Origin of the sequence: Erythrobacter litoralis HTCC2594 (assembly GCF_000013005.1) — a bacterium.
Taxonomy (GTDB): Bacteria; Pseudomonadota; Alphaproteobacteria; order Sphingomonadales; family Sphingomonadaceae; genus Parerythrobacter; species Parerythrobacter litoralis_A.
Genome location: NC_007722.1, coordinates 202,836 through 221,790, shown reverse-complemented (window position 1 = coordinate 221,790; position 18,955 = coordinate 202,836). Strand labels below are relative to the sequence as shown.

The 18,955-nt window shown below is 65.2% G+C and carries 20 protein-coding genes; 18 read left to right on the top strand and 2 right to left on the bottom strand.

The genetic code is table 11. From position 1 onward, the window contains the following. Nucleotides 1-230 precede the first annotated feature (230 nt). Together EL2594_RS00930 and EL2594_RS00925 are read right to left on the bottom strand one after the other, a co-directional pair. Entirely contained in the window at nucleotides 231-452 is a 222-nt protein-coding gene (locus EL2594_RS00930; protein WP_041685475.1) for a helix-turn-helix transcriptional regulator, read from the bottom strand. Further along, the gene (locus tag EL2594_RS00925) at nucleotides 445-936 is read right to left on the bottom strand and encodes a hypothetical protein (RefSeq protein ID WP_011413154.1); all 492 of its coding nucleotides are present in this window, start codon (nucleotides 934-936) and stop codon (nucleotides 445-447) included. The genes EL2594_RS00930 and EL2594_RS00925 overlap by 8 nt, the downstream gene beginning before the upstream one ends. 361 nt (nucleotides 937-1,297) lie before the next feature. On the opposite strand from EL2594_RS00925, the gene EL2594_RS00920 reads away from it, so the two are divergent. The 18 genes from EL2594_RS00920 to EL2594_RS00835 are packed head-to-tail and all read left to right on the top strand — an operon-like array spanning nucleotide 1,298 to nucleotide 18,954. After that, a complete protein-coding gene (locus tag EL2594_RS00920; protein WP_011413153.1) occupies nucleotides 1,298-1,624 on the top strand; it encodes a hypothetical protein in 327 nt (108 codons plus the stop codon). Nucleotides 1,625-1,650: 26 nt separating this feature from the next. Beyond that, nucleotides 1,651-1,938, top strand: coding sequence for a type IV conjugative transfer system protein TraL (gene traL, locus EL2594_RS00915; RefSeq protein ID WP_011413152.1), 288 nt, complete (start codon nucleotides 1,651-1,653; stop codon nucleotides 1,936-1,938). Between the two features lie 12 nt (nucleotides 1,939-1,950). Beyond that, complete coding sequence (locus EL2594_RS00910; protein WP_011413151.1) at nucleotides 1,951-2,520, top strand: type IV conjugative transfer system protein TraE; 570 nt, start codon at nucleotides 1,951-1,953, stop codon at nucleotides 2,518-2,520. Next, nucleotides 2,517-3,272, top strand: a complete 756-nt coding sequence (locus EL2594_RS00905) for a type-F conjugative transfer system secretin TraK (RefSeq protein WP_011413150.1) — start codon at nucleotides 2,517-2,519, stop codon at nucleotides 3,270-3,272. The genes EL2594_RS00910 and EL2594_RS00905 overlap by 4 nt, the downstream gene beginning before the upstream one ends. Further along, nucleotides 3,272-4,579 carry a TraB/VirB10 family protein gene (locus EL2594_RS00900; protein ID WP_011413149.1) on the top strand — a complete coding sequence of 436 codons (1,308 nt, stop codon included), beginning with the start codon at nucleotides 3,272-3,274 and terminating at the stop codon, nucleotides 4,577-4,579. Before EL2594_RS00905 ends, EL2594_RS00900 begins: the two co-directional genes overlap by 1 nt. Further along, nucleotides 4,576-5,445: a DsbC family protein gene (locus EL2594_RS00895; RefSeq protein ID WP_011413148.1), complete on the top strand. Its 870-nt coding sequence runs from the start codon at nucleotides 4,576-4,578 to the stop codon at nucleotides 5,443-5,445. Before EL2594_RS00900 ends, EL2594_RS00895 begins: the two co-directional genes overlap by 4 nt. After that, nucleotides 5,442-6,056 carry a hypothetical protein gene (locus EL2594_RS00890; protein ID WP_011413147.1) on the top strand — a complete coding sequence of 205 codons (615 nt, stop codon included), beginning with the start codon at nucleotides 5,442-5,444 and terminating at the stop codon, nucleotides 6,054-6,056. Before EL2594_RS00895 ends, EL2594_RS00890 begins: the two co-directional genes overlap by 4 nt. Further along, nucleotides 6,053-8,602 carry a type IV secretion system protein TraC gene (traC, locus tag EL2594_RS00885; RefSeq protein WP_011413146.1) on the top strand — a complete coding sequence of 850 codons (2,550 nt, stop codon included), beginning with the start codon at nucleotides 6,053-6,055 and terminating at the stop codon, nucleotides 8,600-8,602. Before EL2594_RS00890 ends, traC begins: the two co-directional genes overlap by 4 nt. Next, nucleotides 8,599-9,018, top strand: coding sequence for a hypothetical protein (locus tag EL2594_RS00880; RefSeq protein WP_011413145.1), 420 nt, complete (start codon nucleotides 8,599-8,601; stop codon nucleotides 9,016-9,018). Before traC ends, EL2594_RS00880 begins: the two co-directional genes overlap by 4 nt. After that, entirely contained in the window at nucleotides 9,011-9,391 is a 381-nt protein-coding gene (locus EL2594_RS00875; protein WP_011413144.1) for a type-F conjugative transfer system protein TrbI, read from the top strand. The genes EL2594_RS00880 and EL2594_RS00875 overlap by 8 nt, the downstream gene beginning before the upstream one ends. Next, nucleotides 9,388-9,894: a S26 family signal peptidase gene (locus EL2594_RS00870; protein ID WP_011413143.1), complete on the top strand. Its 507-nt coding sequence runs from the start codon at nucleotides 9,388-9,390 to the stop codon at nucleotides 9,892-9,894. The genes EL2594_RS00875 and EL2594_RS00870 overlap by 4 nt, the downstream gene beginning before the upstream one ends. Continuing rightward, complete coding sequence (traW, locus tag EL2594_RS00865) at nucleotides 9,894-10,526, top strand: type-F conjugative transfer system protein TraW (RefSeq protein ID WP_011413142.1); 633 nt, start codon at nucleotides 9,894-9,896, stop codon at nucleotides 10,524-10,526. The genes EL2594_RS00870 and traW overlap by 1 nt, the downstream gene beginning before the upstream one ends. After that, a complete protein-coding gene (gene traU / locus EL2594_RS00860) occupies nucleotides 10,523-11,536 on the top strand; it encodes a conjugal transfer pilus assembly protein TraU (RefSeq protein ID WP_011413141.1) in 1,014 nt (337 codons plus the stop codon). The genes traW and traU overlap by 4 nt, the downstream gene beginning before the upstream one ends. Beyond that, nucleotides 11,533-12,288, top strand: coding sequence for a type-F conjugative transfer system pilin assembly protein TrbC (trbC, locus tag EL2594_RS00855; protein WP_011413140.1), 756 nt, complete (start codon nucleotides 11,533-11,535; stop codon nucleotides 12,286-12,288). The genes traU and trbC overlap by 4 nt, the downstream gene beginning before the upstream one ends. After that, nucleotides 12,285-14,009 (top strand): conjugal transfer protein TraN, encoded by a 1,725-nt coding sequence (locus EL2594_RS00850; RefSeq protein WP_011413139.1) that lies wholly within the window; start codon nucleotides 12,285-12,287, stop codon nucleotides 14,007-14,009. The genes trbC and EL2594_RS00850 overlap by 4 nt, the downstream gene beginning before the upstream one ends. Further along, entirely contained in the window at nucleotides 14,006-14,818 is an 813-nt protein-coding gene (locus tag EL2594_RS00845) for a conjugal transfer protein TraF (protein ID WP_011413138.1), read from the top strand. The genes EL2594_RS00850 and EL2594_RS00845 overlap by 4 nt, the downstream gene beginning before the upstream one ends. Then, nucleotides 14,808-16,244 carry a conjugal transfer protein TraH gene (locus EL2594_RS00840; RefSeq protein WP_011413137.1) on the top strand — a complete coding sequence of 479 codons (1,437 nt, stop codon included), beginning with the start codon at nucleotides 14,808-14,810 and terminating at the stop codon, nucleotides 16,242-16,244. The genes EL2594_RS00845 and EL2594_RS00840 overlap by 11 nt, the downstream gene beginning before the upstream one ends. Before the next feature lie 7 nt (nucleotides 16,245-16,251). Then, nucleotides 16,252-18,954 carry a conjugal transfer protein TraG N-terminal domain-containing protein gene (locus EL2594_RS00835; RefSeq protein ID WP_011413136.1) on the top strand — a complete coding sequence of 901 codons (2,703 nt, stop codon included), beginning with the start codon at nucleotides 16,252-16,254 and terminating at the stop codon, nucleotides 18,952-18,954. Nucleotide 18,955 lies beyond the last annotated feature (1 nt).

Here is an 18,955-nt window from a genome sequence, read left to right as displayed (position 1 = left end):
GTGGTGATGGGCCGCAGACTTTGTATTCTATCGAGTCGAAGATATCGAAATGTCGACCCCAGATATCCATAGTTTTTGGCAGAAGCAGAATGTCCGGTTCAGACGTGACCATGGCTGAAACCGGAAAGTCTGCTCACGGCCCCATTCCTGTCTCCATCTGTGCGACAGCGCTCGTTTGAAGCCACAGATTGCGACGTCGAGGGTAATGTGTTCAGCATTCGCCAATAGGACTATGCGCTATCGAGGCGTTGGGATATCCAAACATCGATAGCTCGCTCTTCCCAAGCGACCGAATACCCACCGAGCTCCACCGGTCCCGGAAACTTGCCTTCGGCCATCCAGCGGTAGATCGTCGAACGGCCAAGCCCGACACGGTGCTGAACCTCGGGCAAGTGAATGAGCCGCGTCACCTGGCGTGGCTCTGTCGATCCTTTGTCGATCTCTTCACCCACGATGGCCTCCATCGGCAACGGTGAAGACATCGCCAAGCAGCGCATCCTTACGTTCGAGCTCATCGATGTGGTCTGAAAGCAGCCGTGCAACACGTTGCGCGGTGCCCTTGGCCCAACGCGGCTTCACCTCATGAACCTGGTTGCCCAAGACACGCTCGAGCGCTGAAGGCAGCTCGCCGGAAAAGTCCTCGAAAAATTGTGCGAGGTCCGATTGCAGCCACGCAATCGCGTGATCTCCGCTGCTGACGAGGAAAAGAAGCAGGTGTGCGTGCGGCGCGACGCCGCTCGCGGCGAGAATGCGCAGGGCTTCCCCTAGGCTGGCCGAGCGTTCACCGGCAAGGACGCGGCGCATTGCATCCTTATGGATCTGCGCGTCGCGCGCGATGTCGCAGCGGTGACGGCCGCTTGCTTCGACGGCAGCCAAAAGCAGCCGGGCGAGGTCGGCGCGAACCTGTTGTTCGGCAAAGAGCGCCATGTTGGTCATCGACGAATCCTTAGCTCCAGAGGTGATCGACTCACCGGCTATCCGCGAAGGAAGCCTGTAGGAAAACGAAAAGAACATTAAGAGAACATAGAGGAAGGAACGAATCAGCTTCCTTCGACGATTCGCGCGAATTCCGGTCGTGTTCGCGCATATGGCGGCACGCTTTGCGCCAAAGCCGGCATAGTCGGCGCTGCTCTGCGATCAGCCTGCGCGAATCCCGTCCATTGCCCCTTCCGATGTCGCTTTCTGTTTGGTCGGCAGCCCCAAAATCCAGTTCCCGATTTCCTACACCCTGCCTTGGAAGCGAGGAAAGAACATACAGCGAACGCATCGCTGCACATGTTCGAAACGGAGTTCCTCGATGACCAAGGCAATCACCCTTCCCCGCCAATCCGCCAAGGGCATTCGTGCCCGCGACTATATTCTTCCTGCCGCGATCGCGCTCGCTTGTGCCGGTGCCGCCTATGCCGGCGCCGACACCACCTTCGACCCGGCGCTGCAGAAATTCACCGACTTCCTCGAAGGTTCGGGCGGCAAGATCATCACGGTCCTGAGCCTTGCCGGCGGCCTGATCGCACTTGCTTCGGGGCGATTTGCTCTTGGCCAGGTCGCGGTGCCGGTGGGCGTCGGAATCGGCGTCGGCACCGGCGTGCCTATCGTCACCTCGGTCGTCACTGCGGTCATCTGAGCCGCGGTTAGCGACGGGAGGGCGGCATGGCCGACAGATACCTCGTTCCACGGCGGCTCGACGATCCGGAACTCATCGGTTTCTGGACCATCGACGAGTTTGCGGGACTCCTCGTCCCCTTCGCCTGGGGCATTCTCGCGCAGCACATCATCATCGGCACAGCCCTGTCCGGGCTCACCTGGTTCGCCCTTCGAAAGGCGAAGGCGTCAGGTGCCGGGTCGAAACTGGTCCATGCTGCCTACTGGTATCTGCCGGGGAGTTTCCTCGGGCTGAAAGCCACGCCGCCCTCCCACTGCCGCCTGCTCGCGGGCTGAGGGAGGACATCCATGAAACACGAATTCGCCTACGAGGAAGCGCAGCGCCACTTGCGCCAGCGCAACCGCTTCGCCGCGCTGGCGTCCGTTCTCGGCCTCACCAGCCTTCTCGCGGTCGGCGCTGCGGCAACGCGCGAAGAGTCTGTGATCCTCGTACCCGTCACCTCCGAACGCCTGACGCTCGGGAGCGATGCAACCGATGCGCACTACCTCGAACTCGTCACTCGCGACACTGCGCTGATGCTGCTCAACCGTGCGCCCGAGAGCCTCGACTACTGGATGGAACAGGTCCTGAAAGTCGCTGACCCGGCCGCGCACGGGAGCTTCAAGGCCGAACTCGTCAAGATCGTCGACGAACAACGCGGCTCGGACATCAGCCAGGCTTTCGTGATTTCGCGGATGGAGGTCGACCCGCAGGCGCTCACCGCCGTCGTCACCGGCACGCTCAAGACCTTCGTCGGCGCGCAGGTGATCGCGAGCCAGCAGCGCAGCTTCGAATTCAGCTGGAACCGCCGCGGCCTCAGCCTCGGCCTCACCGGCTTCCGCCAGCTTCCCAACGAGAACGAGGAGGAAGGCCAATGAGCTTCCTTGCCCGCCCCTTGCCTGCCGCGCTGACCGCCGCGGCGCTCGCCGCCGCCAGCTGCGCCTTTGCGACAGCTGCGCATGCCGACCAGTTCGTCGAGGCCGCCGACGGCGCGGCGATCGACTGCGTGCTCGCACGCGGCGCGCTGACCCGCGTCGCGCTCGTCAACGACGGCTTCGCCAATGTTTCCAAGATGGCGAGCGGCTATCCCTACAACGATTTCGAGGTGACCCACGAGCCGGTCCGCGGCGACATCTATGTCTCGGTGCCGCTGCAATATGCGAGCGCGAAGGTCAGCTTCTTTGCCACCAGCAGCGCAGGCCATGTCTACAAGTTCGCCTGCAAGGTCGAAGGCGGGGAAGCGAGCCAGCTCTTCGTCACCAACCCCGCGCTGGCGAGGCCCGACGCCGCCGAATGGGAAGGCCAAGCCCCGACCCGCGACGAGGCGGCGATCCGGTTGATCGAAGCAATGGCGAGCGATGCGGTGCTGCCTGGCTTCCGGGCGCGCGCCGAGCTCTCGCGCCCGCGTCGCACTGACAGCCTCGAAGTCCAGCAGGTCGCCGAATACGATGGAGCCGAGCTTACCGGCCAGGCCTTCACGCTACGCAATCTTGGCCCCACAGCCATCGCGCTTTCCAGCGAACGCGAAGCGCCCGCAGGCGCGCTTGCCTTTGCCTTTGGCCGCGACACGCTCGCCCCCGGCGAGACCACCCAGGCCTTCCTCGTATTTGCCAAGGGAGGGCTCGAATAATGGCTGACACCGATACACGCGCCGCACCCGCAGAACAGCCGCGGGACGAAAGTCGCTCCGAAGCCCGGCGCGACCTGAACAAGACCGTCGCGCAGCGTCAGAAGCTTCTCCTCGCAGGGATCGGCGGGGTCGCACTCATTGCCGGTTCGATGTTTATCTTCGGCGGAGACGACGCGGAGGATGGAGAAGGCGCGGGTTCGACCACGATCGAGACAGGCGCGCTGGTCAACCGCAACCTCTCACAGCGCGAGTTTGTCGCCACCTATGGCAACAGGCTCGATGCGCAGGGCCGCGCGATCAAGGACCTCCAGGAGAGCCAGCTCCCCAAGGCCTCGATCGAACAGGAACTCGAGACGCTGCGCGGCGAGAACGCGCGGATGCTGAGCGACGGCCAGGCGGCGATCGACGCGATCTCGGCCGAGAACGCGGCGCTGCGCTCCGAACTCGAGACTCAGCGCGCCTATCCTCCGGTCGCGCCGGCTACCCCGCTTGATCCCCGTGCATTGGGCGCTGCACCGGGCGCCGCACCCGCGGCCCTCGATCCAAGTGCGGGCCCCATGGCCGAGCCGAAGGCGAGCCTCCTGAGCTTCAGCGGTGAGAAGCCCGGCACGGCAGGCAAGAAGGTCGACGCCAATGCGCCGCCCCTGCTGCTCGAGGCGAGCCGCGACTATTTGCCGCCCAACAGCTACGCGCCGGCAACCGTGATCGTCGGGGTCGATGCCTCGACAGGCGTCACCAGCCAGAGCGATCCGCTGCCCGTGGTGCTGCGCATCACCGGCCCCGCGCGCTCGGTTCTGAGGGGCAATCGCTTGCTTACGACCGACCTCACCGGCTGTCTCGTCAACGGCGCGGCGCGCGGCGATCTCTCGGCCGAGAAGGTCTACGTCAAGCTGGTGCGGATGACCTGCGCGCAGCCCGGCGGGCGCTTCGCGGTGAGCGAGGTCAAGGGGTTCATCGCCTTTGCCGGAAAGTCGGGCGTGCGCGGCCGTGTCGTCAGCCGTGAAGGCAGCCTTGTCAGCCAGGCGCTGCTCGCCGGGATCGTCGGCGGGTTCGGACGCGGCTTCTCTGCCAACGCCAACGGCATCTTCGCCGGTCAGGTCGGCAGCGACGGCAAGCGCGAGGCGCTCTCGCCGACCGACATCCTTGCGGGCGGCTTCGGCCAGGGCGCGGGCGAAGCCGCCGACACGGTCAGCAAATACCTCATCGAACGCGCAGAACAATACCAACCCGTCGTCGAGATGCCGACCGGCATCGAGGTCGAGATAGTCTTTCTCGACGGCGTCCATGTCAGGAGCACAGACCAATGAATTTCTCCCACCACCGGCCGGGCCTGAAAGCCCGCGCCGCGCACATATCGCTTGCCGCCGCCAGCGCAGCCGCCCTCCTCACCAGCGGCGTTGCCGTGCTGACCGCCATGCCGGCGCAGGCCGCCATTGCCCGCGATGTCGTCCAGGCGCTCAAGCTCAGGCTCCCGAAAACTCCGATCGACGCGCTCGATTGCACAAGCTTAGCGCCCTGGTGCGAGGTCGTCTCGGGCGAGACGCTGTTCTACACCGACGAAGCCGCGCGCTATCTCTTCGTCGGACGGCTCTACGATCTCGAAGAGCGGCGCGACGTCACCGCGACGCGGCTCCTCGAGCTCAATCCCGACTTGCTCGCCGCCGGAGCCGCGCGCGCTGCGGGCCGCGCCGAAGCCTCGCACAGCGAAGCCGCGCCCGCACCCGCCAAGACAAAGGTCGACCTCTCGCAGCTCCCTCATGAGGGCGCGATCCGCTGGGGCAATCCCAAGGGGCCGCGGCTCGTGGTCTTCTCCGATTTCCAGTGCGGCTACTGCAAGAAGCTCACCGGCGCACTCGAGCAGGCGGGCGTACTGGTCGAGGAGCGACCGATCTCGATCTTCGGCGCGGCGAGCCGGCGCCTCTCTGAAAGCGTCCTGTGCGCCAGCGATCCGGTCGCGGCGCTGCACGCTGCCTATACCGGCAAGCACGTGCCGCGTCCCGCCAGCTGCAAGGCCATCCGCGCGCTCGACGCCAACGAGGCCTTTGCCAAGGCCAATGGCTTTGCCGGGACCCCGGTGATCGTGCGCGCAAGCGATGGCGCGGTGATGCACGGCTATCGTGATGCTGCAACGCTCAACCGCTTCGCCAACCAGCGCGCCGGAGCAGGGCAATGAGCGGGCGTCACTTCCGGGCAATTTCAGCCGCCAGCCTCGCTGCGAGCATTGCCGGATGCGCCACGCTTGGCGGCAATGTCAAAGGCGATTTCGACTGCCGCGCGCCCGAAGGCAGCTGCGCGCCCACCACGCTGATCGACAGCGCGGCGATCGGCGAAGCTGGCACCGGCATGGCATCGCGCGCTGCAACCAGTCAGCCACCCTCGCTCGCTGGTCCGCGCCAGGCGGACGCCCGCTCGCTCCGGATCGTCATCGCCGCCTATCGCGACGCGGCGGGCCGGGACCACGAAGCGCGCGTGGTTCATGTCGCGCTGCCCGATCATCCTGCGGAGAGCTGGCATGCCCCGCGCTCGAGAGGCGAAGTGCTCCGCGCGCTCGGACGCGCGGGCAACGATGCGCAGACCCCGCCGCCGCCGACAGACCCGCAGAACGCGCCTGTCTTCAATCCCCTTCCCCTGCAGCTTCCGGATGTCCTGGTTATCCCCTCCCAGGCCCCGGAAGCGCAGCCCGGCGTTCCGGCGCCGGTCACCGGGGCACCTGGCCGTCTCCCCTCCCCCGGCTGGGTGCCCCACCCCCTTTCGCCTGGCGAACCCGAAGGAGAGAGCCAATGAACCGTTCGCTCGCCTCGGCGCGCGACGCGCTGCTCTCCGGCCTGTTCGGCGATGCGCGGCAGGCCGACCATGCCCGGCCGAGCTTCGCGCTCGACATGCTCTCGGACTGGCTCCCCTACCGCGTGTACGATGAAGGGCCGGGTCTCTATCGCAACGCGCATTCGAAGGGCTTCGTGCTCGAAGTGACCCCGCTGATCGGGGCGGACGAACGCACCGGCGAAATCCTCGGGCAGTTCTTCTCCGAGAGCCTGCCGCAGGGCGCCTGCTTGCAGGTCCTGAACTTCGCTTCCCCCCGGATCGGAGCGATCGTCGGACCCTGGTTCGGTCCGCGCTACGAGCAGGGCGGGATCTACGAAGCCATCGCCAAGGCGCGGACCAACCGCCTCTACGACCTCGTCTGGCATTCGGGCTCGGCGCATGCGCCGTTCCACGCGCGCCATGTCCGCCTCGTGTTGTCGCTCGGCGTTCCCGTGCCCGGGAGCGTCACCGACGCCGAGCTGACCGAATGCCGCGACGGGATGGCAGGGATGCTCAATTCGCTGGGTCTTGCCTCCAACCGGCTCGAACCGGCCGGACTTCTCGCGCTGATCGACGAGCTGACCTCGCCGACCACCGCGCGCGAGCTCGATCTTACGCACTGGAACCGCGAGGACACGCTCGACGTCCAGGCGATCCGCCGCGATATAGAACTTGAGGTCGAGGACGACCGGCTGATCCTCCGGACCGAGCGGTTCCGCGAGACCGGACGCAGCCGCGACGGTATTCCCCAGATGGGCACCTGCTATCCCGACCGCTTCGACGTGCGCCATTACGGCGTTCGTTCGACCCCCGAGCGCTGGGCACCGTGGGAATGCGCGCGGCTCATCGGCGACATGTTCACCGACAAGCTGCGCTTTCCCTGTCCCGCCGCGACCATGTTGTGCCTCCACTATCCCGACCAGGAAGCGGCCTCGGCGCGCGCAGGCTACAAGTTCATGCGCACTACCAGCCTGTCGGAGACCAGGAGCGCGCGCTTCCTGCCGAGGCTTTCTGAGCAATCGGCCGAATGGAAGCATGTCCAGGCCGAGCTCCAGGCGGGCAAGAAGCTGGTCAAGTTGTTCTACGGACTCACCACCATCTCGCCGTTGGGGGATGGCGACGCGCACGAACGCACGGTCAAGGCGATCTACAAGGCCGCCGGTTGGGACCTCGCCGACGAACGTTTCCTCCAGTTGCAGGGTCTCGTCGCGGCCTTCCCGCTGAGCCTTGCCGACGGGCTGGTCCACGACCTTGCGCGCCTTAAGCGCTTCCGCACCATGCTCTCGACCACCGCGGCGAACATCGCCCCGCTGCAGGGCGAGTATCTCGGCGGCGCAATCCCGCATCTGCTGCTCCTGGGACGACGCGGCCAGCCCTTCTGGTGGTCGCCATTCGAAAACACTGCCGGCAATCACAATATAGCGATCTGCGGCAAGTCGGGCTCGGGCAAGTCGGTACTGCTGCAGGAGCTCTGCACAGCGCTCCGCGGTGCGGGCGCCAAGGTCGTGGTGATCGACGACGGGCGCAGCTTCGAGCATTCGGTCAAACTGCAGGGCGGACGCTTCGTCGAGTTCACGCTCGCCTCGGGCTTTTCCCTGAACCCATTCTCGATGGTCGACGATGCCCGCGCGCACGAAGACGAGGATTACCGCCTCGACTGCTTCGCCATGATCAAGGCAATCGTTGGCCAGATGGCACGGCCGAGTGCAGCCCCCTTGGACACCGAGCGCGGCCTCATCGACCGGGCAGTGACGCAGGTCTGGGAAGCGCTCGGCAGCGGCGGCGCGATCGACGATGTCGCACATACACTCCATCAAAGCGAGAACGAGGCGGGCAAGGATTTGGCGACTGCGATCGCGCCCTTCTGCCGCGGTGGCAGCTATGCCGGGTTCTTTTCCGGCAAGGCGAGTTTCGCGCTTGAGGACGATTTCACCGTCTTCGAGATGAGCGATCTCGCGAGCCGCGAGGAACTGCGAAGCGTCGTCCTTTCGGCGATCATGTTTATGACCGGCCAGGCGATGACGCGGAGTTCGCGCAGCACCAAGAAACTGCTGCTGATCGATGAAGCCTGGGCGATGCTCAAGGGCGGCTCGATGGGCGAGTTCGTCGAGACCTACGCCCGCACCGCACGCAAATATGGCGGCGCGCTCGCCACCGCCACCCAGTCGCTCAATGACTATTACAAGTCCGATGGCGCGCGCGCCGCGCTCGAGAACAGCGACTGGATGCTGGTGCTCCAGCAGAAGCCCGAGACCATTGCCGATTTCCGCAAGGAAGCCCGGCTCGACATGGACGACCGCACCGAAACGCTGATCCGCAGCCTCAAGCGCTCGGGCAGTGAATACAGCGAGATCTACCTGAAGGGTCCCGAGGTTGAAGCCGTCGGGCGGCTCGTGCTCGATCCGCTCTCGGCGACGATCTTCTCCTCCGATCCCGACACCTATGCCGCGATCCGCCGCCATGTCGAAAGCGGCATGCCGCTCGAACGCGCGGTCGCGCTCGTCGCCGGCGTGGAAGGAGGCGCATGATGGTGCTCGAGACCACCACGCTCGTCGACCGCGTGCCGCTTCCGACTGCCAAACGCGCCCGCGAAAAGCATCGCGCCGTAAACTGGCTCGCGCTGTTCCAGGGCACCTGCCTCGTCCTCCTCGAAGCAGCAGGCTTCGCTGTGAGCACGCTGCTGCTGGTCCTCGGTCTGCCGCTTTTCGTTTTTCTACTCATCGCCGGCTGGGACCTCACGGCGCTGTTCGCGCAGCTCGGCAACCTCGCCGATCACTACCGCACTGCCGAGCCGATCGCGCGGCACCTCTTCGCGCAGGACCTCCAGATCGCCTTCCTCAGCTCCGCTGGCGGGCTCGCGCTGCTGCGGCTGCCAAGCTTCCTGCGCCGCCTCGACCGCCGCCTTTGCCGCCAAAACAACGAGGGATATCCCCGCCATGGATAGACTGAACCTCCCGCTTCGCCAGCTAGGCCCGAAACTCCTCGCCGTAGCGGTGCTTGTTGCCGCGCTGCTGTGGGGCGCATGGCTTACCCAGCAGGTCACCAGCTCCCCCAAGCAGCGGATCGTCACTGTCCGGCTCGCCGAGACCATCGGCACATTCGTTGAGGAGGCCGCGCGCGCCGATGCCGATCCGGCGGTCGTCCAGGCTGCGAGCCTTGCCTATCTCAAGGCCGCCGAGGCAGCAGTCGCAGACATGGGCCGCGACGGCCGCGTGGTGCTCGTCGCCGAGGCAGTGCTCGCCGGGGCAGCCGAAGATGCGACCCCCGAACTCGAACGGCGCATTGCGGACGAGCTCGCCGGGGAGAAGCAGCCATGAGCCTGCCCCGCTCGCTACGCCGTCCGCTGCTGCTTTCGGGCCTCGTCCTGCTGCCGCTCGCCTGGGCGCCGCTCGATGCCTTCAGCAAGGACCACGCCTTTCTCATCAATGCGAGCCCGAGCCTCCCCAACTGGGCGTTCTGGCTCGACAAGAAGGCAGCGATCCAGCGCGGCAGCCTTATTTTCTTCGAGCCGCCGCGAAGCGAACTCGTCGAAAGACATTTCGGTGAAGGGCCGCAGATGTTCGGCAAGCGCGTGCTGGGCATGCCGGGCGATGTCGTGCGCCATGAGGGCGACGCGGTCTTCATCAACGGCAGGAAGGTTGCGAGCCTGCTCAAGGTCACGCGCCTCGGCGTTCCGCTCACGCGGGGCCCCGAAGGCGTGATCCCCGAGGGTTGCTACTATACCGGCACCAGCCATCCACGCGGGCTCGACAGTCGCTACGGCGAAATCGGCTTCGTCTGTCGTGGGCAGATCCTCGGTAGCGGGAGGACGATCCTGTGATGCGCCCCCTCCTTCCGCTTGGCGCCCTTCTCCTCGCCGCGCTTCCTGCGAGCCTGCAGGCACGAGACTATGGCCAGCGCGGCGCGGTGTTTCCGGTGATCGAGCGCGACCTCCTCGAACAGATCCACACGCGCCTAGCGCAGATGGAAAAGTCGGGCGAGACCGCGAAGCTCAACCAGGAATTGAAGCGCCGCACCATAGCGCGGGTCAACCGTCCCGACCCGGTCGCCGGCCTGATCCGCGCGCACGAAAGCCGCAGCTGGCCCTTCGATCCGACGATCACACTCGCCGCCGATATCCGGGAGGCCAAGGGCGAGCTCATCCATGCGGCCGGAACGCGGGTCAATCCGCTCGATAGCGTCGCGCTGCGTGTCCCTCTGCTCTTCCTCGACGGCGACGATCCGGCGCAGATCGCCTGGGCACTCAGGCAAGACCCCAATGCCAAGCTAATCCTCGTCAAAGGCGCGCCGCTTGAGCTGATGAAAGCCCGCCAGCGAAGGTTCTATTTCGACCAGGGCGGAAATCTCACCGAAAAGTTCGGCATCAGGGCCGTGCCCGCCCGGGTGCGCCAGAACGGGCGTGTCCTCGAAGTGAGCGAGATCGCGTTACCGCCCCGAAAGGCCAAGCCATGAGCAGCTTCCGCGCCTTCCTCGTGCTGTTCACGGCAGCGCTTTCGCTCGCCTTTTCTTCGCCTGCCTCAGCCGATGCCGGACCGGGCAAATGCACCGGGCAGTTCGTCAATCCGATCACCGACATCTGCTGGTCGTGCCTGTTCCCGATCTCGATCGGCGGGCTGGAGATCTGGCCGAGCAATCGCCCCGATCCCGACAATCCCGACCTGCCCGTATGCCTGTGCGGTCTGAGGTCCGGGATTGCGATGGGCTTCTGGGAGCCGGTGCGGCTTGCCGATGTCAGCATGAAGCCATGGTGCTTCGTGAACCTCGGCGGCATGAAACTCGATCCGGGCTTCGATATCGGCTTCCGCTCGATCTCGGGTCCATCGGCGGTGGGCGGCGCGAGCCAGTATTATTCGAGCTGGCACGTCCACTGGTACGCCTATCCGCTGATCTACTGGATGGAGATCGTTGCCGATTTCCTGTGCCTCGAGCCCGGCTCGATCGACATCCTCTATATCTCCGAGATCGATCCGCTGTGGCAGGACAGCGAGCTCACGGCGATCATCAACCCCGAGGCCGTGCTCTTCGCCAACCCGCTGGCATTGGCCGCCTGCGCTGCGGATTGCGCCGCATCGACCGCCAACCTCCCGCTCGACGAGATGTTCTGGTGCGCGGGCTGCCAGGGTTCGATGTATCCGATGAACGGCAATGTCTCGGCCAGCATAGGTCACGTCCAGGCCTCGCGGCTCGTGCTCTCGCGCTTCGCCTACAAGCTTCACCGCGAGCTCGTCTCGTGGGGCACGATGGGCTCGAAGGGCCTGTGCGGCAAATACCTCATGCCGGTGATGAGGAAGCAGCAATACCGCTTCCAGGCCACCAACCCCAATCCGGCGACCAAGGGCCGCTACGCCTGCCCGCCCGTCGGTGCCTCGACCACCTTCCAGTCCCCCGGACAGGTCATCCCCGCCATCGGCGAAGACATGGGATACTTGGTCTGGCGCAAGAGGAATTGCTGCGCGCTATGAGAAACGCCTTCCATCTCCTCGTCCTCATCAGCCTGGCAACAGCCGCTGCCTTCGCTGCCGCATCGGCGCAGGATTCTCCGCCCGATCTCGACCTTGCCGAGATCCGCGCCCGCGCGAGCGAGCATGCCCAGGATGCCGAAGCACTCGCGACTTCGGTCAGGACCAGGGCCGACACGCTGGCCGAGGACGCACGAACCACGCAGCAGGCGGCACTCGACAACCGCGCCGCCTATGTGAAGGAAGCGCAGGCGAGTGCCGGCGTCGGTCCGCTCGATCTCGACGGCATGATCCGCAGCGCAGCCGACGCCGAGGTCGCGGCGATGGGCGAAGTACCGCGCTTCATTGCCTTTGCTTCGTTGTCGATGCCCGAGCCTTCCTTGAAGGCGCTGGTCCGCGACGTCACCCGCGCCGGCGGGGTCACCGTGCTGCGCGGCTTCCCGCAAGGCGACAGCGCGGCCTTCAAGAAGCGGCTCGCCGCGATCTGGCGCGATGGCAGCGAGGCCGGCGCGCTCGGGATCGATCCGCGGCTGTTCCGCACTTTCGATATCGCTGTCGCACCGAGCTTCGTGATGGTCGCGAGCGATTTCAGCCCCTGCGACGGGTTCGATTGCACCGACACTTTACCGCCGCACGACCGAATCGCGGGCAATGTCAGCGTCGAGGACGCGCTCGAAACCTTTGCCGATGGCGGCGGCCCGGGCGCGCAGCTTGCCCGCCTCCACCTCGCCCGCCTGAGGGATCAGCGCCCATGAAACACCCGATTAAGCTCGCCGTGACCGCTTTTACGGCGCTCCTCCTCACCGCGAGCGCCGCAGCCCAGCAGCAGGACGCGAAGGCCGACGGCAAGGCCTTTGCCGAGAGCCTGCGCGGCGAGGCCCAGCAGGCGGCACAGCAACAGCCGAACACTGCGACCCTCCCCAACTACGATCGCAACGCGGTCCGGGGGATCGAGACGCTCGCGCAGGATCCCGACCGGATCGAGGGCAATGCGGCGGCAGTGGCGAGCGGCCACCAGGGTTACCGCGCGATGCGCGACAGTGTGGCCAACCGCGCGCGTTTCGATCCGGGCGAGATCGAGGACGTCATTGCGCGCAGCCTCGCGATCAACGAGAGCCCGCTCGACTACACCAGCGGCATGGCGATCGCCGGGGGCCAGGGCTCCTGCGTCCCGCTGCCTCCCGGATCGGGCTCGGCCGGGACCTACACCGCGACCTGCAACACCGGCACTCGGATCGACCAGTCGGCGGGCCAGTGCGCGGTGCCGCTGGCAACGACAGTGAGCCAGCTTCCGCAGTACCACTACCTGTGCAACCGGTTCGGCGACTTCAACGGCTCCGGCGAGCCCGAGTGCGCCGGGTTCGACGGCTATTCCTGCCGCGTGACGGGACGGCGCGACACCTGCCTGCAGTGGAGTTCCTCGGGCGGACGTCCGTGGTGTTCCGAGCCGGGCGACCCGATCACCGAATTGACCTGCGACGAGCAAGTCCCGGGGCAGACACCCTACATGGTCACTACTGCGACCACGGTCACGACGACCCCCGACGAGAGCCAGTGCTCAGGCTTTGCCGACAATGGCGACTGCACGCTCGATACCGAGATCTGCACCGATGCCGATCCGCAGACCCGAATCGTGAACGGCGTCTCGGTCACACGACCGTGCTGGGAATGGCAGCGCAGCTACACCTGTACCTCGCGCGAAACGGCGACCGACTGCTCGGACATCGAAAGCCAGGGCACCTGCCGTTTCTTGCGCGAGGAATGTCTCACCGATGAGGTCCCATGCGAGACCTGGGAGCGCATCTACGAATGCCCACTCCCGGCAACAGACAGCACCACGCAGTATGTCTGCGACGGCGATGTCTATTGCATCGATGGCAGCTGCGAGACGATCGAGCGCACCGCGAACGACGAGTTCAAGGATGCCGCGGTCGCATTGCATGCAATGGACGAAGCGCGCGGACAGTTCGACCCGAATACGCTGACGCTGTTCCGCGGCACGCGCAACACCTGCTCGTCCAAGGTCTTCGGCGTGCTCAATTGTTGCAAGGGCAAGGGCTTTCCGCTCATTCCGGGCATCAGCCTTCTGGTCGCGCTTGGCTGTGATCGCGAGGAAGTGCTGCTCCACCAGCGCGATGCGCAGGGGCTGTGCGCCTATGTCGGGACCTACTGTTCGGACAAGTTCCTCGGCGTCTGCCTGACCAAGAAGAAGGTCTATTGCTGCTTCGAGAGCAAGCTCTCGCGGATCCTGCAGGAGCAGGGCCGCAAGCAGCTTCCCAAGCCCTGGGACAAGCCCAAGGAAGAACAGTGCGAGGGGTTCACCCTCGACGAGTTCGCCCGGCTCGATTTGAGCCGGATGGATTTCAGCGAGGTCTATGCCGAGTTCACCGATGCCGCGCGGCTGCCCGACGAACTCGAGACCAGCATCCTCATCCAGCAGAAGATCGACGACTATTACGCAAGGGGCGGCCAATGACCCATCTCTATCTCCTCACCGCGCTTGCGCTTGGCTTCGCTGCGCTCCCCGCCGCTCCGGCCCTGGCCCAGGAAAGGCAGGAAACTGCATCGACCACCGCGGCTGACGCGCTCTACTGCGAAGAGCGCAGGCTCGGCTACTGGTTCTACTGCGTCAAACCTGTGCCCGCGGAGGAACCGCAAGCGCCTGAAATCGAGCCGGTCGCGGCGACGCAGGAACTCGATGCGATCACCGCCGAGCTACGCGAGTTGAAGGCCCGCGCGATCGTCTATCCCACCGAAGCGAATGTGGCGGCCTATATCCGCCTCCAGCGCGCGCAGCTCGATCGCGCCTCGCTCTTCTCCGATGTCTGGCAGCGCGCGATCTGGCAGGACCCCGAACTCGACTACACGCTCGAGCGGCCGGTCGGCGCGCTCGCAAAGAAACAGTGGCAGGATGCCCGCAGCGCCGAGCGCGACAGCGTGATGGCGCGGCTCTCGCAGCGCTACGGCCTGTTCTATTTCTACAGCTCGACCTGCGCACCCTGCGAAGTGATGAGCCCGATCGTCAAGGGCGTCGCCGAGCGCTGGCGCATCACCGTGCGCGCGATCTCGACCGATGGCGGACCCTCGCGCCATTTCCCGGACTACAAGGTCGAGACCAACCAGCGCGCCAGGCTCGGCCTCGAAGGCAAGGCCACGCCGGCGCTCGTGCTGTGGGACAGCGTGACCAAGCGACCGATCCCGATCGGTTACGGCGTGCTCTCGGCCGACGAACTCCAGGACCGCATCTACCTCCTCACCTCGAAGGAAGCCGGACATGATTACTAGCATTCGCAATGCGGCGCTGACCCTCGCCGCCGCCAGCATGATCGCTTCCCCGCTTGCCGCCAACGTTGGCGACAGCATGGACCGCTTCATGGACGACATGGGCGCGGCGGCCAATGTCACGGGTCCGACCGCCTTCGAAGGCCAGTCGGCAGGCTATTACAGCCTCGGCAATGTCTGGACGCGCTTCCCCCAGAAGACGACTAGCATCGCCAATCTCCAGCTGCCGCGTGCCCGCGCTGGTTGCGGCGGTATCGATATCTTCGCCGGGTCCTTCTCCTTCATCAACGCAAGCGAGATGGTCGCGCTTCTGAAGGCGGTCGCGAACAACGCGGTCGGGTTCGCCTTCAGCCTCGCGATCGATACCGTTTGCCCCGAGTGCAACAAGATCATGCAGGAGTTCAGCCAGAAGGCGCAACTCATGAACAACCTCTCGATCAACTCCTGCGAAATGGCGCAGGGGCTGGTCGGCGGCCTGTGGCCCAAGGGTGATTTGGCCGACAAGGCGATCTGCGAAGCAATCGGCAATTCGGAAGGCATCTTCACCGACTATGCCGCGGCCAAGCACGGCTGCGGCACGCGCGGGCAGCGCGCCTCGACCAATGAAGGCGCCGGTGCCGATTACGCCGACGTCAATCCCGGCGTAGCCCGCAACTACACCTGGCACGTCCTCAAGAAGAGCGCCTTTTTCAACCCCGGTGGCACTTTCGACCGCGAGCTTGCCGAATACGCCATGACGCTCATCGGCACGGTGATCTACGTGCCGCCCAAGGACGATGAGGCAGGCAAGTTCGTGCCATTTGCAGGCGATGCGTCGTCCACCCTGGTGAGCGCGCTGCTCGACGGGACGCAGGGCCAGACGGTCAGGGTGTTCCGCTGCGACGAGACCGATCTTTGCCTCAATCCGACCTTCGAACAGATGAGCCTTGCCAACGCCAAGGCGATCCGCCCGCGCGTCGCGCTGCTGATCGGCAACATGGTCGATGCGATCCGCGCCGACACCGCGATCGGCAATGCCGAGAAGGAACTGCTGCAAGTAGCCTCGGTCCCCTTGTACAAGATCCTCACCGTCCAGGCCGCCTATGGGCGCGGCATGCCGACCGATGATCGCGACACGCTCGCCGAGATCGCCAGCATCGACCTCCTCTATGCGATCCTCGACCGGATCGTGTCCGAAGCCGGGCGCTCGATGGCAAGCTTCATCGCCGCCGACGAAGCCAAGCTCGCGATCTGGCGCGGCCAGGTCGCCGAGGTTCGCACTGGCCTCGTCCAGCGGCAGGCGACCGGACAGGCCAAGGTCTCGGCGATCATGCAGATCATCGAGAAGACCGCGATGATCGAGAACGCGCTCGCCGCCTCGATGTCGCCTTCGATGTCCGCCGCGCTCGACTGGTCGCGTGGACTGCAGTCGCGCTCGATCGTCCCCTGAGGCGCGCATGGTCGAGATCTTCACCACCGGCGGCGGCGAGTACATCGTCAATGTCCTCAACGCCGTCGCCGCATGGACCGGTGCGGGCGGCTACAAAAGCCTGATCCAGGTCGCGCTGGTAATGGGGTTCGCGCTTGCGGTGATCGTGGTGGCGTTCAACCAGGACTGGCGAGCGTGGCTCAACTGGTTCCTCGGCGCGACGCTCATCTACATGTGCCTGATGGTGCCGCGCATGGATGTGCAGGTCACCGATCGCGTCAATCCGAGCCTTGCTCCGGCCACTGTTGCGAACGTCCCGCTGGGCCTCGCGCTGATGGCAAGCTTCACCAGCCAGGCTGGAGACTACCTCACGCGCTCGGCCGAGACCGTGTTCGGGCTTCCCGACGATCTCAATTATTCGAAGAACGGCATGATCTACGGCGCGCGCCTGCTCGAAGCGACACGCTCGCTGCGCATCGCCGATCCTGAGTTCGCCGCCAATTTCGACGAACACGTTCGCCAATGCGTTTTCTACGATCTGCTGCTCGGTCGCTACTCGATGAAGGAATTTTCCGAGAGCAATGACATCTGGGCGACCATTGCGCCCGGGAGCGCGGCACGCGCGCAGAAGTTCCTCACCCGCGAAGCCGATGACAGGGTTTCCGCCTCGATCGTCACCTGCCGCGAGGCCTACACCGCGCTCTCGAACCAGTGGGCGGGGATGATCGACGACATGACGCTCGTTGCCGGCCGCCAGCTCTACCCTAAGCAAACCGAAGCGCTCGCCAAGGCCAAGCTCATCGCCGATCTGCCGGTGGCTTACCAATATCTTACCGGGGTCTCGAAGGACGCGAGCAGCATTTTTCGCCAGGTCTTGACCATCAACGCGATGAACCAGGCAATGCACGGCTTTGCCGGAGCAAGCGGCGCATCGAGCGTCGATGTATTCGCGCAGACCCGCGCCGATATCCAGACCGAGCGAACGTATTCCTCGATCGCGCACAATGCGATGAAATGGGTGCCGATCCTCAATGTCGTGCTGACCGTGGTCTTCTACGCGCTTTTCCCGGTACTCTTCCCGCTGTTCCTGATGCCGCGGACCGGTCCGATCGCGCTGCGCGGCTATGTCACGGGCTTCTTCTACCTCGCCGCCTGGGGGCCGCTGTTCGTCATCCTCCACATGATCCTGATGCTTAAAGGCGCGGGCGATGTCGCCGCTGCGGGCGGTGCAAGCGGGCTCACGCTCGCGACCTTCTCCGGCATGACCGACGTCAACAATGATATCGGTATCCTTGCCGGCTATCTTGTCGCCTCGATCCCCTTCCTTGCGGGCGGCGTCGCGCGCGGGGCCATGGCGATCTCTGGACAGGCGACAAGCTACCTCAATCCGAGCCAGAACGCGGCCGAGGAAGCCGCACGCGAGGCGAGCACGGGCAATCTCTCGCTTGGCAACACCAGCCTTGAGAACTCGAACGTCTTCTCGCGCCAGTTTGCCCAGGCGAGCCTTGCACCAAACATCGCCTATGGCGCAGCGCAGTCGCGCGGCTTTGCCGACAACGGCACGCAAACGACCAGCTTCCCGCAAGCCGAGTTCGCGACCGTGCCGACCTCGAGCTACCCATTTACACCGACGCTTGGGCAGGACTTCTCGAGCAGGCTCGCGACCATGGCGAGCCAGAGCCGCGGCCAAAGCGAGACCTTTTCCAACCTTGCCCAGCAATCGACCAGCTCGGCGGTCACCCGCTTCAGCGAACTGCGCGATGCCTACACCCGCTCGCGCTCGAACGAGAGTGTCAGTGGGGTCTCGACCAGCGACAGCATCGGCAGCGCCTTCAGCGAAGTCGACAACGCTTCGAAGACACTCCAGCAGCAATTCGGGCTGTCGCGCCGTGCCGCCGACGACATCACCGTCTCGTGGTTCTTGAATGGGGATGCCGGTCTTGGGGTCAAAGGAGAACGAGGTTCGGTCAAGGGTACCCTTGGGTTGAAAGGTGGCCGGAACCAGACCTGGACTGACAGTGATATCGGGATCGCCTCCGAGGACCGCTCACGCATCATGGGTGCGCTGCGTCAGATCTCGGACAGTCGCAGCTGGTCGAGCACGCGCGAGGGTTTCCTGCGCGAGACGAGCTCAAGCTCCGAAGCGCTGGTTTCGAGCAGTTCGGCCGGCATCACCACGTCGATCACCGAAGCGCAGAGCTATACCCGCGAAGCACGCCGCGCCGAGGAAATCGCCAGCCGCCTTGAGAACCAGGCAAGCTGGTACGAAAGTGCCAATGTCGCAGGCACGCTCAATCTCAGCCAGGCCTATCGCGAATGGGGCATGGCCGAGATCGACGCCAATCGGGATTACTACGGGCCAGTGCGCTTCGACGACATCGACTTCCAGATGAGTGCGCGAGGCCAGCAGCTCCAGGTGCGGTTCGTCGAAAGCTATGCGGACCAGCTCAACGCCGATATCGCGGACGACCTGGTTCTGCCGCCCTTTGCGCCCGTCGCTCGACCCGCGGTGGAGAGCGCAGATGGTGTCCGGGGATCGGTACGGCTTGGCGGGGTACAAGGAAGCCTAGGTGAACCTTCTAGCGAGCGCGAGGAAATCGCCCGAGATGTCGATCGGGTCCAGCAACAAGGGGAACGGCGGGTCGGGACCGTGAAAGGATACCTCGACGGCAAGACCCGCGATGCCAAGGGAGCCTCGGCCGAAGCGGCCGACGATGTGAAGGAATGGTAGC

Bases quoted from the DNA above. Each gene is read 5' to 3' on its own strand.
- EL2594_RS00925 (WP_011413154.1), bottom strand. From the start codon at position 936: ATGACCAACATGGCGCTCTTTGCCGAACAACAGGTTCGCGCCGACCTC.
- EL2594_RS00920 (WP_011413153.1), top strand. From the start codon at position 1,298: ATGACCAAGGCAATCACCCTTCCCCGCCAATCCGCCAAGGGCATTCGT.
- traL (WP_011413152.1), top strand. From the start codon at position 1,651: ATGGCCGACAGATACCTCGTTCCACGGCGGCTCGACGATCCGGAACTC.
- EL2594_RS00910 (WP_011413151.1), top strand. From the start codon at position 1,951: ATGAAACACGAATTCGCCTACGAGGAAGCGCAGCGCCACTTGCGCCAG.
- EL2594_RS00905 (WP_011413150.1), top strand. From the start codon at position 2,517: ATGAGCTTCCTTGCCCGCCCCTTGCCTGCCGCGCTGACCGCCGCGGCG.
- EL2594_RS00900 (WP_011413149.1), top strand. From the start codon at position 3,272: ATGGCTGACACCGATACACGCGCCGCACCCGCAGAACAGCCGCGGGAC.
- EL2594_RS00895 (WP_011413148.1), top strand. From the start codon at position 4,576: ATGAATTTCTCCCACCACCGGCCGGGCCTGAAAGCCCGCGCCGCGCAC.
- EL2594_RS00890 (WP_011413147.1), top strand. From the start codon at position 5,442: ATGAGCGGGCGTCACTTCCGGGCAATTTCAGCCGCCAGCCTCGCTGCG.
- traC (WP_011413146.1), top strand. From the start codon at position 6,053: ATGAACCGTTCGCTCGCCTCGGCGCGCGACGCGCTGCTCTCCGGCCTG.
- EL2594_RS00880 (WP_011413145.1), top strand. From the start codon at position 8,599: ATGATGGTGCTCGAGACCACCACGCTCGTCGACCGCGTGCCGCTTCCG.
- EL2594_RS00875 (WP_011413144.1), top strand. From the start codon at position 9,011: ATGGATAGACTGAACCTCCCGCTTCGCCAGCTAGGCCCGAAACTCCTC.
- EL2594_RS00870 (WP_011413143.1), top strand. From the start codon at position 9,388: ATGAGCCTGCCCCGCTCGCTACGCCGTCCGCTGCTGCTTTCGGGCCTC.
- traW (WP_011413142.1), top strand. From the start codon at position 9,894: ATGCGCCCCCTCCTTCCGCTTGGCGCCCTTCTCCTCGCCGCGCTTCCT.
- traU (WP_011413141.1), top strand. From the start codon at position 10,523: ATGAGCAGCTTCCGCGCCTTCCTCGTGCTGTTCACGGCAGCGCTTTCG.
- trbC (WP_011413140.1), top strand. From the start codon at position 11,533: ATGAGAAACGCCTTCCATCTCCTCGTCCTCATCAGCCTGGCAACAGCC.
- EL2594_RS00850 (WP_011413139.1), top strand. From the start codon at position 12,285: ATGAAACACCCGATTAAGCTCGCCGTGACCGCTTTTACGGCGCTCCTC.
- EL2594_RS00845 (WP_011413138.1), top strand. From the start codon at position 14,006: ATGACCCATCTCTATCTCCTCACCGCGCTTGCGCTTGGCTTCGCTGCG.
- EL2594_RS00840 (WP_011413137.1), top strand. From the start codon at position 14,808: ATGATTACTAGCATTCGCAATGCGGCGCTGACCCTCGCCGCCGCCAGC.
- EL2594_RS00835 (WP_011413136.1), top strand. From the start codon at position 16,252: ATGGTCGAGATCTTCACCACCGGCGGCGGCGAGTACATCGTCAATGTC.